Origin of the sequence: Nocardia pseudovaccinii, from assembly GCF_050942345.1 — a bacterium.
Lineage (GTDB): Bacteria > Actinomycetota > Actinomycetes > Mycobacteriales > Mycobacteriaceae > Nocardia > Nocardia pseudovaccinii.
Window position 1 is genome coordinate 6,201,198 of sequence record NZ_CP192074.1, and the last position, 14,509, is coordinate 6,215,706.

The window sequence follows — 14,509 nt, forward strand, 5'->3', positions numbered from 1 at the left end:
CGAGCGTGCGAGTCTGCCCTGGGATTTCGGCACACAGCCGAGCGAAGTTCAGCAAACGCCTACTCTTCGGCGATGGCCGCGAGTCGGTCGATGGACGCTCGGAGTTTGTCGGAGGTGGTGGCACGGGCGCGCGGGAGCCGGTTCTCGTCTGTCAATCGCGACCAGTCGTAGGTATGTGTGACCCGAGTGTGCGCCGCGTCCACCGGCTCGAGCTCCCAGCGCCACAGGTGGCCCGGCGGTTCGCTCGCCGGTTCCGCAGGCAGCCAGGCGATCCGGCGCCCCTCTTCGAATTCCACGATGTGGTTCTCGCGGATATGGCCCTTGGTGGTGGTCATGGCGAAGACCTCGCCGACTTCCTTGACACGTTGGCCCGCCGGGGCTTCGGCCAGGTTGTCGTTGCCGTCCCACCGCGGCTGTTGGGCGGGATCGGCGATCAATTCGAAGATTTCGTCCGCACCGGCCGCGATCTCCCGGCTCGCGGAAACAATGCGTGGCACCTCGTCGTCGGTCATACCCTGATCGAAGCATCCGAGCCCGACTCCCGCCAGGTCTCGTGTTGCGATTTCCAACCGGGGCAATCAATTCGGGTCTTTCAAACCGCAGATCCACCTACACTCGCGCCGTGAGCATCCCCACCGAGCCGATCGGCAGCATTCCTCGTTCCTCCGACCTGCTGGCCGCCATGGCGGCCCACGACTCCGGCGAACTCGACGCGCCCGCGCTCGCCGAGCTTCAGGCCCGCGCGGTCGCCGAAACCATCGACGAACTGGCTGCCCTCGGCTCACCGGTCGTCACCGACGGTGAGCAGGCCAAACCGAGTTTCGCCACCTATCCCATCACCGGATTGGCCGGACTGGCACCCGACGGCGCGGTGATCCCCTTCGCCGACGGACATCAGCGACAGTTGCCGAGGCTCACCGCGGGGCCGTTCCGCTACCAGACCTTTGCGGAACAGTATCTGCGTGCGGCGCAACAACATTCGCGGCTTCCCGTGAAGCAGGCGGTGATCGCGCCGTCCGCGCTGAGTCTGCTCTATCCGGCCGACGGCATCGAGGGCTACGACCGCGAAACATTCCTGGCCGACCTGGCCGACGAAGCCGAAAAAGATATCCGCGGCTGCCTCGACGCGGGCGCACACTCGGTCCAGTTGGATTTCACCGAGGGCCGGCTCTCGCTCGAGCTGGATCCGAGCGGCGGCGTTCTCGACAGTTTCATCGAACTGAACAACTCGGTGCTGGAACGCTTTTCGGATGCCGAACGCGCACGAATCGGCGTACACACCTGCCCCGGCGGCGATCAGGACTCCACGCACAGTCTCGATGTCGAGTACACCGCACTGCTGCCGAAACTGTTGCAGCTCAGGGTCGGTGCGTTCTACGTACAGTTGGCGAGCGAGCCGGATCCCGACAAGATCCTGGCCGTCATCGCCGAACTCCTGCCCGCCGACGCCCGCATCTTCATCGGCGTCACCGACCCCATCGACCCGCAGGTCGAAACTCCGGAGCAGGTCCGTGACCGCGTCCTCGACGCTGCCCGCTACCTGCCTGTCGACCGCCTCGGCACCTGCGACGACTGCGGTTTTTCGCCGTTCGCCGACGACACCTCCACCTCCCGCGAGATCGCCTTCGCCAAGGTCCGTGCCCGCATCGAAGGGACCACTCTGGCGGCCGCGGAACTGGGCGTCTGATCGCCGGAATCAGACCTGCGGCGTAGTGGGCTCCGCGTCGATCCGAGGGAAGGGGTTCTCCGCTTCCAGCAGGTACCCGATCTCCAGCAAGGTGCGCTCGTCGCCGTAGGCCGCGCTGCACATGACGCCGATCGGGACACCGCTGGACCCGATGCGCGTCGGCATCGATAGGGAAGGCGCCCCGGTCACATTAGCGATCGGGGTGTAGCCCACATACTGCCGCAGCCGCTCGATCAGCTCTTCGGACGGCACCTTCGGATCGAGATAACCCAGCGGCGGCACCACATGGGTGACCACCGGCGAAAGTACGAGCTCGTACCGCGTGAATACCTCGGCATAGATCCGGTACGCCCGGCGTAGCCGGTGGAGCGCGGCCGGTGTGCGGAGGATGCGCTCGCGGTGATAGCGGCCCAGACCGCGCGTGAGATCGTCGAGCGCATGGCGATCGAATGACCTGCCGTGCAGGACCTTGCCACCGATGGCCGATATATCGGCAAGGAATGCCCAGTACAGCAGGAAGTCGTCGGCGAGGTGCGGCGGGAAGGGGACCGCCATCGGCTCGACCTGATGGCCGAAGCGTTCGAGCAGCTTGGCCGCGAATTCGACCGCGCCGCGTGTTTCGGCATCGGGTTCGGCGCCGGTTCCGGCGGTGGTCAGCAATCCGATGCGCAGGCGGCGGTCGGCCGGGCCGTGCACTTCGCCGATCGGCACGAGCTCGGGATTTCGCCAATACCGTTCGGCGGCAGCGGTATACGCGGCGGTATCGCGCACCGTCCTGGTCAACACGCCCTCGGAGATGAGCCTTATCGGCAGATGCTTGTCGAGAACGTTGTCCAGGTGCCGATACCGACTCGGCTTCAGTGCGACCAGTCCCGCGCATGCGGCCGGGATCCGCAACGACCCTCCGCCGTCATTGCCATGGGCGACCGGCACGACACCGGCCGCGACCATGGCGGCCGAACCGCCGGAGGATCCCCCGACCGAATACTCCGGATTCCACGGATTCCTGGTCGGCTCGGCGGCTTGGAATTCGGTCGTCGGGTTCAGACCGAATTCCGGCATCCGCGATTTGCCGAGCACCGTCACCCCGGTGCTCAGAAACTGCGCGGTGTAGGCGTCATCGCGAGCGGCCGGACGGGCCACGAACGCGGCGCTGCCCTGGTTGGTCGGCATGCCCGCGACATCGGCATTGTCCTTGACGAACGTCGGAACGCCATACCAGGCACCGGCACGCCCCGACGCGTATCGCGGCTGCTCGACACTCGCGTACGCGATGGCATTGAGCTGCGGCTCCACCAGCGCCGCGCGGTCGATCGCCGCTCGGGCCAGTTCCTTCGGACTCACCGCCCCCGACCGAACCATGGCCGCCAAGGCGACGGCATCGTGGTCGGCCAGGACGTCATCGGCGAATGCATGTATTCGATCGGCCATAACACTGCCCACAGCTGCGAATCACGGGTCCGGGCGCGTCGAACCCTGTGTAGTAGACGTTCGTCCAGCTAGGGAAATTGTACGCGCCCGGCCTCGGCGAATCGGGAGTATCGACCTCTTCGTCTCCGCGCACGGATGCTATTCCGTTGCGGCTGCATCGGCGGTTTCCCGCTCCACCACGCAGCTACGACACCCGAGGGTGCGTCAGAAGACTTGCAGCGGAGGGGATTTGGGGAATGTGACGGGGAGGGCGACCACGGCACGGTGGAACGGCCCCGGTCGCCATTCCAGTTCTTCGACGGGGATGGCCATTTTCATTTCCGGTAGGGCGTCCAGCAGTTGATCAATCGCGTCCTGTGCGATCAGGGTCGCGATCGAGCGGGCGGGGCAGGCGTGCGGGCCGATACTCCACGCCAGATGGGAGCTGTTGTCGGTGTACGCGCCGGTGGTGATCGCGGGATCGTTATTACAGCCGGTCATGCTGATGACGACCGGTTGGTGCGCGGGCAGCCACGAGCCCTCGATCAAAACCGGCTGCTTCGGGAAGGTGATGCAGTAGTTCGATAGCGGCGGATCAGTGAACAGCACCTCGTCCAACGCATCGCGCGTGGATAGCGTGCCGCCGAGAATGCCGCCACCGAACCGATTGTCGGTCAGCATCAGTCGCAGCGTATTGACGATCAGATTCTGCGTCGGTTCCATACCGGCGCCGTACAGGAGCAGAACCTGCTGGATCATCTCGGCGTCATCGAAATTCGCCGGATGGGCGAGCAGCACTGACACGACATCGTCGGCCGGTTGGTCACGCCTGAGGCAGACCAGTTCGAACATGGCATCGGCGAGAATCTTGCCGCCCTCGACGGCTGCATCCGCACCCTCCATCATGCGGGCCAGACCGGCTGCGGCACGCTGGCTGATCTCCTGCGGACAACCGAGAATCGCGTTGATCACCGCGAAGGCCAGCGGCAATGCGTACTGCCCGACCAGATCCGCCGCACCGTCCTGACAGAAGGTGTTGATCAGCGGAATGGCGATCTGCTCCACTGTGGAATGCAAAGCGAACAGGTCGACGACACCGAGGCCGGCGACGGTCGCCTCCCGGTAGCGGGTGTGCTCGGCGCCGGCGGAGCGAACCGCCGCCGGGCGCCATTCGAGCATCGGCCGTACCGGGCAGTCCTCGGGCACGCCCCGCTGCCAAGTTCGTGAATCGTGCGGAAAATGGTCGGGATCGTTGAGGATCTGCAGCGCGGTGTGGTAGCCGATCACCAGGGTCGCGGGTACTCCGGCAGCCAACTCCACCGGCACCAGCGAACCGTATCTCTCGCGCATTTCGCGGTACGCGTCGTGCGGATTCGCGGCGAATTCCGCTGTGAATAACGAGATTCGGGGGCCGTCGGTATCGATCGGCGATCCGTGCGCGACCGGGAACGGGCGGGTGGTGGTTGCCGACTCTGGCGTGGTCAAGAGACGTGACTCCAGTCGTTGTGCAGAAGCGATGAGCATGGTGCGCGACCGCAGGCGCATCCGTGTCGCCTGCGCAGAGCAGAGTCAGCCTACGTCGACGGCCCGGTCCGCGCGTACCGAGCGCCCCACCGTTGGCTATACAACATGTGACCGGCATTACAGTAGGTAGGGACGACACGAAGGACGGCGATTGAGCACAGCAGCGCACGGCAACCCCTGGGTGGCCGTTCGACCGGAGGACGACCTCGCGCAATTGGCGCGCCAGGTGTCCTGTGCACATCGCTGCTTCATCGAAGGCGACGAGCGGCTGCCGATCGATCCGGTGCGCCCGGTGGTCCTGGATTCCTGGCGGCGCAGCCGCAGCAACGGCGTCGATCCGGACCGTTTCGGCGCTGGCCTCGACCTCGATGGCCTTGAACTGCAACGGTATCGGGCCACGCATCCGACCGCGCTGATCCGACCGGTCGTGCGCAAACTGCTCGTCGAGGATGCCGCCGAGGCAGGCTTGCTCGTCGCGATCAGTGATGCCGAGGGCCGGTTGCTGTGGGTGGAGGGCGATTCGAAGGTCAAGGACCGGGCGCTGGCCATGAATTTCGTCGAGGGCGCGGACTGGAGTGAGGACCGGGTCGGCACCAACGCACCCGGCACCGCACTCGCCCTCGATCACCATGTGCAGATCTTCGGGGCCGAACACTTCAGTCGCGTGGTGCACGAATGGAGTTGTTCGGCGGCGCCCGTACATGATCCGCGCAGCGGCCGGATCATCGGCGCCATCGATATCACCGGCGGCCCCCGCGTGGCGGCGCCGGAGGTGTTGTCACTGATCCGCGCGACGGTATCGGCCGCGGAATCCGAACTGCGGCTGCTCATGCTGGACGCGCCGAAACCGCTCGCGTCGACGACGGCACGCCTCGAGGCGCTCGGCCCGGCCCGGCCGACGCTGATCCGCGACGGTGAGCGCATCCGTCTATCGCAGCGCCATGCCGAAATCCTGTTGCTGCTGGCCAATTACCAGGAGGGACTGAGCGCCGACCATCTGGCCATGCTGCTCGACGAATCCGAGCTGGATCCGGTCACGGTACGCGCGGAGATGTCGCGGGTGCGAAAGATGTTGGGCGCCAATGGTCTCGGCTCCCGCCCCTATCGACTGCTGATGGATCTGGATACCGATGTCGACGAGGTTCGGCGTGCGCTCGCGCGCGGCGATACGTCGGCGGCGTTGCGCGCCTATCCCGGCCCGATCCTGCCCCGCTCGCTCGCACCGGGTATCGCTGAGTTGCGCGTCGAATTGCGCGGACGCCTGCGCGCGGCCCTGTTGACGGCCGGTGATCGCCGCCTGCTCGCCCGCTGGACCGGTTCGGCCGACGGGCGCGAGGACGTTGCGGCGTGGACCGCCTACCTCTCCTCGCTGGACCGTCAGTCCTCGCTGTATGCCCAGGTGAAGACACAATTACGACTGCTCGACCGCAAATTGGGCATCTGACCAGTCTCTTGCAACTGTCGTGCAACATGGGCGCTTCTAGTGTTCCGGATCACACCTGACGTGAAAAGTCAGCAGATCGAGGAGCATTCGATGACCGTCTTCGCCCGCCCAGGCACACCCGGCGCCGCCATGTCGTTCCAGACCCGATATGACAACTGGATCGGCGGCGAATGGGTCGCGCCCGTCAAGGGGCAGTACTTCGAAAACCCAACTCCCGTAACGGGTCAGCCGTTCTGCGAGGTCGCGCGCGGCACCGCCGAAGACATCGAACTCGCCCTCGATGCCGCGCACGCCGCCGCACCCGCCTGGGGCAAGACCTCGGTCGCCGAGCGCGCCCTCATCCTCAACAGGATCGCCGACCGCATCGAGGAGAACCTGGACGCGCTCGCCCTCGCGGAGGCCTGGGACAACGGCAAACCGATCCGGGAAACGCTGGCCGCCGATATCCCGCTCGCCATCGACCACTTCCGCTACTTCGCCGGAGCCGTTCGCGCACAAGAGGGTTCGCTGTCGCAGATCGACGCCGACACCGTCGCCTACCACTTCCACGAGCCGCTCGGTGTGGTCGGCCAGATCATTCCGTGGAACTTCCCGATCCTGATGGCCACCTGGAAGCTCGCGCCCGCGCTCGCCGCCGGTAATGCGGTCGTGCTCAAGCCCGCCGAGCAGACCCCGGCCTCGATCATGTTCCTGATCGGTCTCATCGGTGATCTGCTGCCGCCCGGTGTGGTCAACATCGTCAACGGTTTCGGTGTCGAGGCGGGCAAGCCGCTGGCCTCCAGCCCGCGGATCAAGAAGATCGCCTTCACCGGTGAGACCACCACCGGCCGCCTGATCATGCAGTACGCGTCGCAGAACCTGATCCCGGTCACGCTGGAACTCGGTGGTAAGAGCCCGAATATCTTCTTCAGCGATGTCCTCGCCGCCAATGACGACTTCCAGGACAAGGCGCTCGAGGGCTTCACCATGTTCGCGCTGAACCAGGGTGAGGTCTGCACCTGCCCGTCGCGCGCGCTCATCCAGGCCGATATCTACGACGAATTCCTGGCCGCGGCCGTGGTGCGCACCAAGGCGGTGCGGCAGGGCGATCCGCTCGATACCGAGACCATGATCGGCGCGCAGGCCAGCAACGATCAGCTCGAAAAGATCCTGTCCTACCTCGAAATCGGCAAGGGCGAGGGCGCGACGCTGCTGACCGGCGGCGAGCGCGCCGACCTCGGCGGCGATCTGTCCGGCGGATACTACGTGCAGCCAACGGTTTTCGCGGGCAGCAATTCGATGCGGATCTTCCAGGAGGAGATCTTCGGCCCCGTCGTCTCGGTGACCTCGTTCGCGGACTACGACGAAGCCATCAAGATCGCCAACGACACCCTCTACGGACTCGGTGCGGGCGTATGGTCGCGCGACGGTGCGGTGGCCTACCGGGCCGGACGCGATATCCAGGCCGGACGGGTGTGGACCAACACTTACCACCAGTACCCGGCACATGCGGCCTTCGGCGGCTACAAGCAGTCCGGCATCGGCCGCGAGAACCACCGCATGATGCTCGACCACTATCAGCAGACGAAGAACCTGCTGGTCGGCTACGCGTCGAAGGCGCAAGGCTTCTTCTGATGGCCGCAGTCCCCCGGCGCGTGCGCGCCACCGCGGCGGCGATGGACCTGCTCCGTCGCCTCCGCGGGCTGCACGGCCCGCTGATGCTGCACCAGTCCGGTGGTTGCTGCGACGGATCGGCCCCGATGTGTTACCCCGCAGGCGAATTCATAGTCGGCGACCACGATGTGCTGCTCGGATTGCTCGATCTGCGTTTGCGGGTCGACGAGTTGCCGGTTACTGCGCCGGAGCCCGACGATATCGCGCCGGTGTGGATCTCGGGGCCGCAGTTCGCTGCCTGGCAGCACACCCAGCTCGTCCTCGATGTCGTGCCGGGTCGCGGGTCGGGATTCAGTCTGGAGTCGCCCGAAGGGTTTCGATTCCTCAGTCGCGGAAGGGTTTTCGATGACAGTGAGCTCGCTGTTCTGGCTGCGGCCGAACCGGTGACGGGCGCGGGCTGGGAGCGAGGGGAACGCCCTGCGATCTCGAGCGAACCACAGGTTGTCGCCGCGGCAGCCGATGCCTGCCCGGTCCCCGGTAGCGGAACACGGCCGTCGCCTTGACAGCTAACTTTACTGGGGCCCTGCTGATTCCAGCTCAGACTCCGGTTCGCGGCTCGATCGCGACCAGGTCGAGCACCAGGTCCTGGAGCACCCGGCGCGTGGTGTGCGCCTGCGCGATCAACGGTTCGGATGATTCCGTCTCGGCTAGCTCTACCAGCTTGTTGACTACGTGGCAGACCGCAACGAGTCGTCGGATCGCTTGACGTCGCTCGGCGAGATTCATGGTGTCGGTGGCCATATTCACCAGATCGCCGCAACACCCCCCACCGTTTCGCTCGAGTTTGCTGGGACACCACGTGGCACCACTGGCAATCGTCACGCAATCACCGATCATCCGGCGGACCGGAGGGCGTCCCGAGCAGCGGTGCGGGCGCTGTCCGGGTCGGAGGTCGACAGGACGGCTGCCGCGGCGCGGTGGCAGTCGTCGAGGGTGACCGCGGAGAGCGCGGCTCCGACGGCGGCTACCGCGACACCGGCGGCAGAGAGGGAACTGATGCCGAATCCGGTTAGGACACAGGCCAACAGGGGGTCGGCGGCGGCTTCACCGCAGACACCGACAGGTTTGTGCGCGGTCGCACCCGCGGCCGCGGTGCGGGCGACCAGCGCCAGGACGGCGGGTTGCCAGGGGTCGGTGAGTGCGGCGAGGTCGGCGGACATGCGGTCGGCGGCCATGGTGTATTGAGCGAGGTCGTTGGTGCCGATCGAGAGGAAGTCGACGTGTTCCAGAATGGCCTCGGCCAGGAGGGCGGCCGCGGGGACCTCGATCATGACACCGGGGACCAGTCCGCGCGCTCGCACCTTGGCGGCGAACGATTTCGCTTCGGCCGCAGTGGAAATCATCGGCGCCATGACCCACGGTGTGGGGGTGCGGTCGGTGGCGGCCTGAGCGATCGCGTCGAGCTGGCGGTCCAGGATTCCGCTGTCGCGGGCAGCGATGCGGATGCCGCGCACACCGAGAGCGGGGTTCGCCTCGTCGGCATGGTCGGCGAAACGCAGTGGCTTATCCGAACCGGCGTCGAGAGTGCGGATCACCACCTTCGACCCGACATAGGCGTCGAAGACCTCGCGATAGATGTCCGCCTGTTCAGCGATGCCGGGCTCGGATTCGCGATCCAGGAAACATAATTCGGTGCGGAACAAGCCGATGCCCTCGGCCGGTTGTAAGAGTGTCGCGCGGGCTCCGGCCGCGTCTTGGACGTTGGCGAGAATCTCGACGCGATGCCCGTCCGCGGTCGCGCCCGGACCGGTCCAGGCCGCCGTGCGCGATTCCTGCGCGCGGTATTCGGCCACGGCGCGGGCGGCGGTTTCCGGGTCCGGGCCGATGGCGACCTGTCCGGCCGCCCCATCGATCAGCACGTGGATTCCGGCGGGCACATCGTCGAGTCCGGCGATCGCGACCACGCATGGGATGCCGAGCTGGCGGGCGATGATCGCGGTGTGGCTGGTCGGACCGCCGCGCGAAGTCGCAAGGCCGACAATGAGATTCGGATCCAGTCCGGCGGTATCGGCCGGAGCCAGGTCGTCGGCGAGCAGGATCGATGGCCGGGCGGGCGTGGGAATGCCCGGCTCTGGCACACCGGCCAGCTCGGCGACCACCCGGTCGCAGACATCGCGAAGATCGGTGACGCGTTCGGCCATCAGCCCACCGAGTTTGGTGAACACCTCGGCGAACTGATCGGTGGCCGCGGTGGCCGCGACGGCGGCGGGACTGCCCGCGGCGATGAGTTTCTCGGCGGCAGCGAGCCAGCCACGATCGGCCGCCATCGCGGCATTCGCGACGAGCACCTCCGCGGCCGCGCCGCTCGCATGGTTGGCGCGCTCGCGCAAGCGCCGCGCAACCACCGATGTCGCGGCAAGGAAGGCTTCGTGTTGTGATGCCCGATCGGACTCGGCGACCGGTTCGGCACGAAGGTCCACGCGAATCCGCGGCGCCGGACGCACGGTCGGCGCGGCGGCGATTCCGGGCACCGCCGGGGTGCCGCGCAATGTCATGGCGCTGCGCGCAACCTTCACGGCGCCTGTGGCCTGCGGTGATCCGGACATTAGATTCCTCCTCCACGCCGATGTCGAGTGAGTGCGACCGATTACTCAGCTCGGCTCGTTGTGATCCAGACTACTCAAATCTCTTGACAAAGCAACACAGACGGGCATAAAACAACATAAACACACATTGCCAATCGGAGGACCGGATGTACGCAGAGGAGCGCCAGCAGGCCATCGCCGCCCTGGTCGGGCAACGCGGGCGCGTATCGGTCGCCGAGCTGTCCGAGCAGTACGGGGTCACCACCGAAACCGTGCGCCGAGATCTGGCGGTCCTCGATCGGATGGGGCTGATCCGCAGGGTGCACGGGGGTGCGGTGCCCGCTGCGGCGCTCACCGCGATCGAACTCGGCACCACCGAGCGCGAACACTCCCACGCCGCCGAGAAGGACCGAATCGCCAAGGCGGCGTTGGATTATCTGCCACCGACCGGCGGCAGCGTGCTGTTCGATGCCGGGACCACCACCGCGCGGGTGGCCGCCGCCCTGCCCGCCGATCGGGAGCTCGTCGCCGTGACGAACTCGGTGCCCATCGCGGCTCGGCTCAGTGGATTCGCCGGAGTGCGGCTGCATCTGATCGGCGGCCGAGTGCGGGGTGTCACGCAGGCCGCGGTCGGCGCGGAGGCCTTGCGAGTGCTCGGCGAGTTGCGGGTCGATGTGGCGTTCATCGGCACCAATGCCCTGACCATCGGCCACGGACTGTCCACCCCCGATCCCGACGAGGCGGCGGTGAAGCGCGCCATGATCGCCAGCGCCCACCGAGTAGTAGTGGTCGCCGATGCGACGAAGGTCGGGCGCGAGGATCTGCTGAGCTTCGGTTCGGTCGAGGAATTCGATGTGCTGGTCACCGATACCGGGCTGCTGCCTTCGGTGCACAACGAACTCACCGAGTACGGCATCGAGGTGGTCACCGCATGATCGTCACGCTCACCGCGAACCCCAGCATCGACCGCACCGTCAACCTGCGGGAACCATTGCGGCGCGGTGCCGTACTCCGGGCCGAGACCGCGCTGTCGCAGCCCGGCGGTAAGGGGGTCAACGTATCCCGGGTGATCGCCGCCGCCGGGTGCGAGACCGTTGCAGTGCTGCCCGGCAATGCCGGCGATCCGTTGCTGCGCATGCTCACCGATGCCGATATCGACCATCGCGCGGTGCCGTGCGCCACCCCGGCGCGCACCAATCTCACCGTCGCCGAACGCGACGGGACCACCACGAAGATCAATGAACCCGGATCATCGCTGTCCGCCGAATGCCTTGCCGCACTGGCGAATCAGCTCGATGCACTCGCGGATACGGCGAGCTGGGTCGTGCTGTCCGGATCCCTCCCACCCGCCGTTCCCACGGACTGGTACGCGTATCTGCTGCACCGGCTGCGCGGCGTCCGGATCGCGGTCGATACCTCCGACGCTCCCCTGCTCGCACTGGCCGCCGAACTGGAATCGGCTGCGCCGCGACTACTCAAGCCGAATGCCGAGGAGCTCGCCCAGCTCACCCACGGCGACCCCGCCGAGTTGGAGGATCCGGTCGCCGCCGCGCGCGCGGCGAGCACACTGGTCGCTCGCGGCGTCGGTGCCGTCCTCGCGACGCTCGGCGCGTCCGGAGCCGTACTCGTCACCGCGGACGGTGCGTGGCATGCCGCCGCACCCGCCATTACCCCGCGCAGCACCGTGGGGGCAGGCGATTCCGCGCTGGCCGGATACCTGCTCGCCGATCTCGACGGGCTGGACGCACCGGATCGGCTGCGCCGCGCCGTCGCCTACGGCAGCGCCGCCGCCGCGCTGCCGGGGACCGGGCTGCCCGGACCACACCACACCGACCCCCGCGCCGTGGCCGTCACGACGTTGGAATCCCTGCACAGTCGCTGAAGGACACTGCGATGGCCCACTCCCCTGATTCGATCATCACCACCGAGCTGATCAGCCTCGATACCGACCTCGGCACCGCCAAGGAGACGGTGATCGCGACACTCGCCCAGCGGCTCACCGACCATGGGCGGGCTACCTCCGCCGAGGCGCTACGTGATGCGACGCTCGCGCGCGAATCACAGTCCGCGACAGGGCTTCCCGGTGGCATTGCGATCCCGCACTGCCGGAATGCGGCGGTGACCAATGCGTCGCTCGGGTTCGCTCGGTTGGCGCCCGCGGTGGATTTCGGTGCTGCTGACGGGCCAGCGGATCTGGTATTCCTCATTGCCGCGCCGGAAGGTGCCGGTGCGGAGCATATGAAGTTGCTGTCGAGTCTGGCTCGGGCGCTCGTTCGGCCGGAGTTCGTGCGGTCGTTGCGGGAGGCCGCAAACGCAGATGAGGTAGTTGCGCTGGTGACAGATGTGCTTGCGCAAAAGCCTGCGATGACGCCTGAAAAGGCTGCGGCCGAGTCTGTTTCGAGTGACTCGGCTCCTTCTCGAGCTGCCTCGAGCGGTACAACTGCGACCGCGTCCGGCGGCACACCCGCGTCCCAGGCGGCTTCGAACGGTGCCGCTGCGCCCGGAGGCGTATCTGCGGCTTCGAACGGTACAACTGTGACTGCTCGCGGCGACGTACCCACGACCCGAGCGGCTTCAGCTGCGGCCGGAGGCGTAGCTGCGGCGCAGGCAGCGTCGAACGGTGCAGCCGCACCCGCTGCGACCGGAGGCGTATCAGGATCCCGGGCTTCGAACGCCACTTCCGCCGCAGCGGCCGCTTCGATCGGCGCAACCACTCCGGCCGGAGTCAGCGCATCGCAGAGCACGACCGATAGCGTTTCGGCTGACGAGACAACCGAGGTTGCCGGGCAAACGATCGTCGCCGTCACGGCTTGCCCGACCGGCATCGCCCACACGTATATGGCCGCCGACTCGCTCGTCGCCGCCGGTGACCGCGCGGGCGTCACGGTGCACGTCGAGACCCAGGGATCCAGCGGCAGCACCCCGCTGAGCGCCGAAACCATCGCGGCCGCGAGCGCGGTCATCTTCGCCACCGATGTCGGGGTGCGCGGCCGGGAACGGTTCGCGGGCAAGCCGGTTGTCGAGTCCGGGGTCAAGCGCGCGATCAACGAGCCCGACACCATGGTCGCCGACGCACTGCGCGCCGCCCTCGCCCCCAATGCCGCAACGGTCGCTGGATCCGCACGCCCGGAAGGTGCTTCGGCACCGGCAGCACTCGGCTGGGGTACCCGGCTGCGCCAGATCCTGCTCACCGGCGTCAGCTACATGATCCCGTTCGTCGCCGCGGGTGGCCTGCTCATCGCGCTCGGATTCCTGTTCGGCGGCTACGAAATCGCCGACCATGCCAAGAAGATCGTGCTCGACAACTCGCTGACCGCACTGCCCGACGGCGGCCTGCCGACCTATCTCGGCGCGGTGCTGTTCCAACTGGGTTCGCTCGCATTCAGCTTCCTGGTACCGGCCCTCGCCGGATATATCGCCTTCGCCATTGCCGACCGGCCGGGTCTCGCACCAGGATTCACCGCCGGTGCGGTGGCGGTGTTCGTCGGCGCGGGATTCCTCGGCGGCCTCGTCGGTGGTCTGATCGCCGGATTCGCGGCCCTGTGGGTGACGAAACTGCCTGCCCCGCAGTGGGCGCGCGGACTCATGCCAGTCGTGGTCATCCCGCTGTTCGCGTCACTGATAGTCGGCGCGTTGATGTTCATCTTCCTCGGCAAACCACTCGCCGCGATCACCAGCGGACTCACCAACTGGCTCAACAGCCTCACCGGCACCTCCGCACTCGCCCTCGGCGCCATCCTCGGCCTGATGATGTGCTTCGACCTCGGCGGCCCGGTCAACAAGGCCGCGTATTCCTTTGCTGTAGCCGGACTTTCGGTCACCGATCCGGCCTCGCTGCGCATCATGGCCGCCGTCATGGCCGCGGGCATGGTCCCGCCGCTGGCCATGGCATTGACCACTGCCCTTCGCCCCCGCCTGTTCACCACGGCCGAACGCGAAAATGGTAAGGCCGCATGGCTTCTCGGCGCATCCTTCATCTCCGAAGGCGCGATCCCCTTCGCCGCCGCCGACCCGCTGCGTGTGATCCCGTCGATGATGGCCGGTGGCGTGGTCACCGGTGCGCTGATCATGGCCACCGGAACCACCCTCAGCGCTCCGCACGGCGGCATCTTCGTCTTCTTCGCCGTCGGTCACATCGTCTGGTTCCTCGCCGCCCTCGTCGCGGGCACCGCGGTCGCCGCCCTCTGCGTCACCGCCGCCAAGGAATTCATCAAGCCACGCACCCCCGCCCTCGCCATTGCCTGAAATACCCTCTCACCCAAGGAG

General features: G+C 67.0%; 12 protein-coding genes. 7 read left to right on the forward strand and 5 right to left on the reverse strand.

What is annotated here, in order from left to right; genetic code table 11:
* Window positions 1-59: 59 nt before the first annotated feature.
* Window positions 60-512, reverse strand: coding sequence for an SRPBCC family protein (locus ACQPZ2_RS28020; protein ID WP_433521192.1), 453 nt, complete (start codon window positions 510-512; stop codon window positions 60-62).
* A gap of 110 nt (window positions 513-622) precedes the next feature.
* Between ACQPZ2_RS28020 and ACQPZ2_RS28025 the strand changes: the two genes are divergently transcribed.
* Window positions 623-1,687, forward strand: coding sequence for a cobalamin-independent methionine synthase II family protein (locus ACQPZ2_RS28025; RefSeq protein ID WP_433521193.1), 1,065 nt, complete (start codon window positions 623-625; stop codon window positions 1,685-1,687).
* Window positions 1,688-1,696: 9 nt separating this feature from the next.
* On the opposite strand, the gene ACQPZ2_RS28030 is transcribed toward ACQPZ2_RS28025, so the two are convergent.
* Together ACQPZ2_RS28030 and ACQPZ2_RS28035 are read right to left on the reverse strand one after the other, a co-directional pair.
* The gene (locus ACQPZ2_RS28030) at window positions 1,697-3,118 is read right to left on the reverse strand and encodes an amidase (RefSeq protein ID WP_433521194.1); all 1,422 of its coding nucleotides are present in this window, start codon (window positions 3,116-3,118) and stop codon (window positions 1,697-1,699) included.
* A gap of 204 nt (window positions 3,119-3,322) precedes the next feature.
* The gene (locus tag ACQPZ2_RS28035) at window positions 3,323-4,582 is read right to left on the reverse strand and encodes a cytochrome P450 (protein ID WP_433521195.1); all 1,260 of its coding nucleotides are present in this window, start codon (window positions 4,580-4,582) and stop codon (window positions 3,323-3,325) included.
* A 190-nt stretch (window positions 4,583-4,772) separates the two neighbouring features.
* Here ACQPZ2_RS28035 and ACQPZ2_RS28040 point away from each other — a divergent pair, with 190 nt between their 5' ends.
* The 3 genes from ACQPZ2_RS28040 (at window position 4,773) to ACQPZ2_RS28050 (ending at window position 8,221) form a co-directional block, all read left to right on the forward strand.
* Window positions 4,773-6,065, forward strand: a complete 1,293-nt coding sequence (locus tag ACQPZ2_RS28040) for a transcriptional regulator (RefSeq protein ID WP_433521196.1) — start codon at window positions 4,773-4,775, stop codon at window positions 6,063-6,065.
* Window positions 6,066-6,155: 90 nt separating this feature from the next.
* Window positions 6,156-7,679: an aldehyde dehydrogenase gene (gene adh / locus ACQPZ2_RS28045; RefSeq protein WP_433521197.1), complete on the forward strand. Its 1,524-nt coding sequence runs from the start codon at window positions 6,156-6,158 to the stop codon at window positions 7,677-7,679.
* A complete protein-coding gene (locus ACQPZ2_RS28050; protein ID WP_433521198.1) occupies window positions 7,679-8,221 on the forward strand; it encodes a DUF779 domain-containing protein in 543 nt (180 codons plus the stop codon). Before adh ends, ACQPZ2_RS28050 begins: the two co-directional genes overlap by 1 nt.
* 34 nt (window positions 8,222-8,255) lie before the next feature.
* On the opposite strand, the gene ACQPZ2_RS28055 is transcribed toward ACQPZ2_RS28050, so the two are convergent.
* Both ACQPZ2_RS28055 and ACQPZ2_RS28060 read right to left on the reverse strand, forming a co-directional pair.
* Window positions 8,256-8,540, reverse strand: coding sequence for a hypothetical protein (locus ACQPZ2_RS28055; protein WP_433521199.1), 285 nt, complete (start codon window positions 8,538-8,540; stop codon window positions 8,256-8,258).
* An 11-nt stretch (window positions 8,541-8,551) separates the two neighbouring features.
* Window positions 8,552-10,264 (reverse strand): putative PEP-binding protein, encoded by a 1,713-nt coding sequence (locus ACQPZ2_RS28060; RefSeq protein ID WP_433521200.1) that lies wholly within the window; start codon window positions 10,262-10,264, stop codon window positions 8,552-8,554.
* 146 nt (window positions 10,265-10,410) lie between these two features.
* Here ACQPZ2_RS28060 and ACQPZ2_RS28065 point away from each other — a divergent pair, with 146 nt between their 5' ends.
* From ACQPZ2_RS28065 to ACQPZ2_RS28075, 3 genes are read left to right on the forward strand one after another with little or no spacing between them, the layout of a single operon-like run.
* The gene (locus tag ACQPZ2_RS28065) at window positions 10,411-11,178 is read left to right on the forward strand and encodes a DeoR/GlpR family DNA-binding transcription regulator (RefSeq protein ID WP_433521201.1); all 768 of its coding nucleotides are present in this window, start codon (window positions 10,411-10,413) and stop codon (window positions 11,176-11,178) included.
* Entirely contained in the window at window positions 11,175-12,125 is a 951-nt protein-coding gene (locus ACQPZ2_RS28070; protein ID WP_433521202.1) for a 1-phosphofructokinase family hexose kinase, read from the forward strand. Before ACQPZ2_RS28065 ends, ACQPZ2_RS28070 begins: the two co-directional genes overlap by 4 nt.
* An 11-nt stretch (window positions 12,126-12,136) precedes the next feature.
* On the forward strand, window positions 12,137-14,488 hold the full coding sequence (locus ACQPZ2_RS28075; protein ID WP_433521203.1) for a fructose-specific PTS transporter subunit EIIC: 2,352 nt from the start codon (window positions 12,137-12,139) through the stop codon (window positions 14,486-14,488).
* Window positions 14,489-14,509 lie beyond the last annotated feature (21 nt).

Coding starts and splice junctions, on each gene's coding strand:
- ACQPZ2_RS28020 (WP_433521192.1), bottom strand. CDS start 512: ATGACCGACGACGAGGTGCCACGCATTGTTTCCGCGAGCCGGGAGATC.
- ACQPZ2_RS28030 (WP_433521194.1), bottom strand. CDS start 3,118: ATGGCCGATCGAATACATGCATTCGCCGATGACGTCCTGGCCGACCAC.
- adh (WP_433521197.1), top strand. CDS start 6,156: ATGACCGTCTTCGCCCGCCCAGGCACACCCGGCGCCGCCATGTCGTTC.
- ACQPZ2_RS28050 (WP_433521198.1), top strand. CDS start 7,679: ATGGCCGCAGTCCCCCGGCGCGTGCGCGCCACCGCGGCGGCGATGGAC.
- ACQPZ2_RS28060 (WP_433521200.1), bottom strand. CDS start 10,264: ATGTCCGGATCACCGCAGGCCACAGGCGCCGTGAAGGTTGCGCGCAGC.
- ACQPZ2_RS28065 (WP_433521201.1), top strand. CDS start 10,411: ATGTACGCAGAGGAGCGCCAGCAGGCCATCGCCGCCCTGGTCGGGCAA.
- ACQPZ2_RS28070 (WP_433521202.1), top strand. CDS start 11,175: ATGATCGTCACGCTCACCGCGAACCCCAGCATCGACCGCACCGTCAAC.
- ACQPZ2_RS28075 (WP_433521203.1), top strand. CDS start 12,137: ATGGCCCACTCCCCTGATTCGATCATCACCACCGAGCTGATCAGCCTC.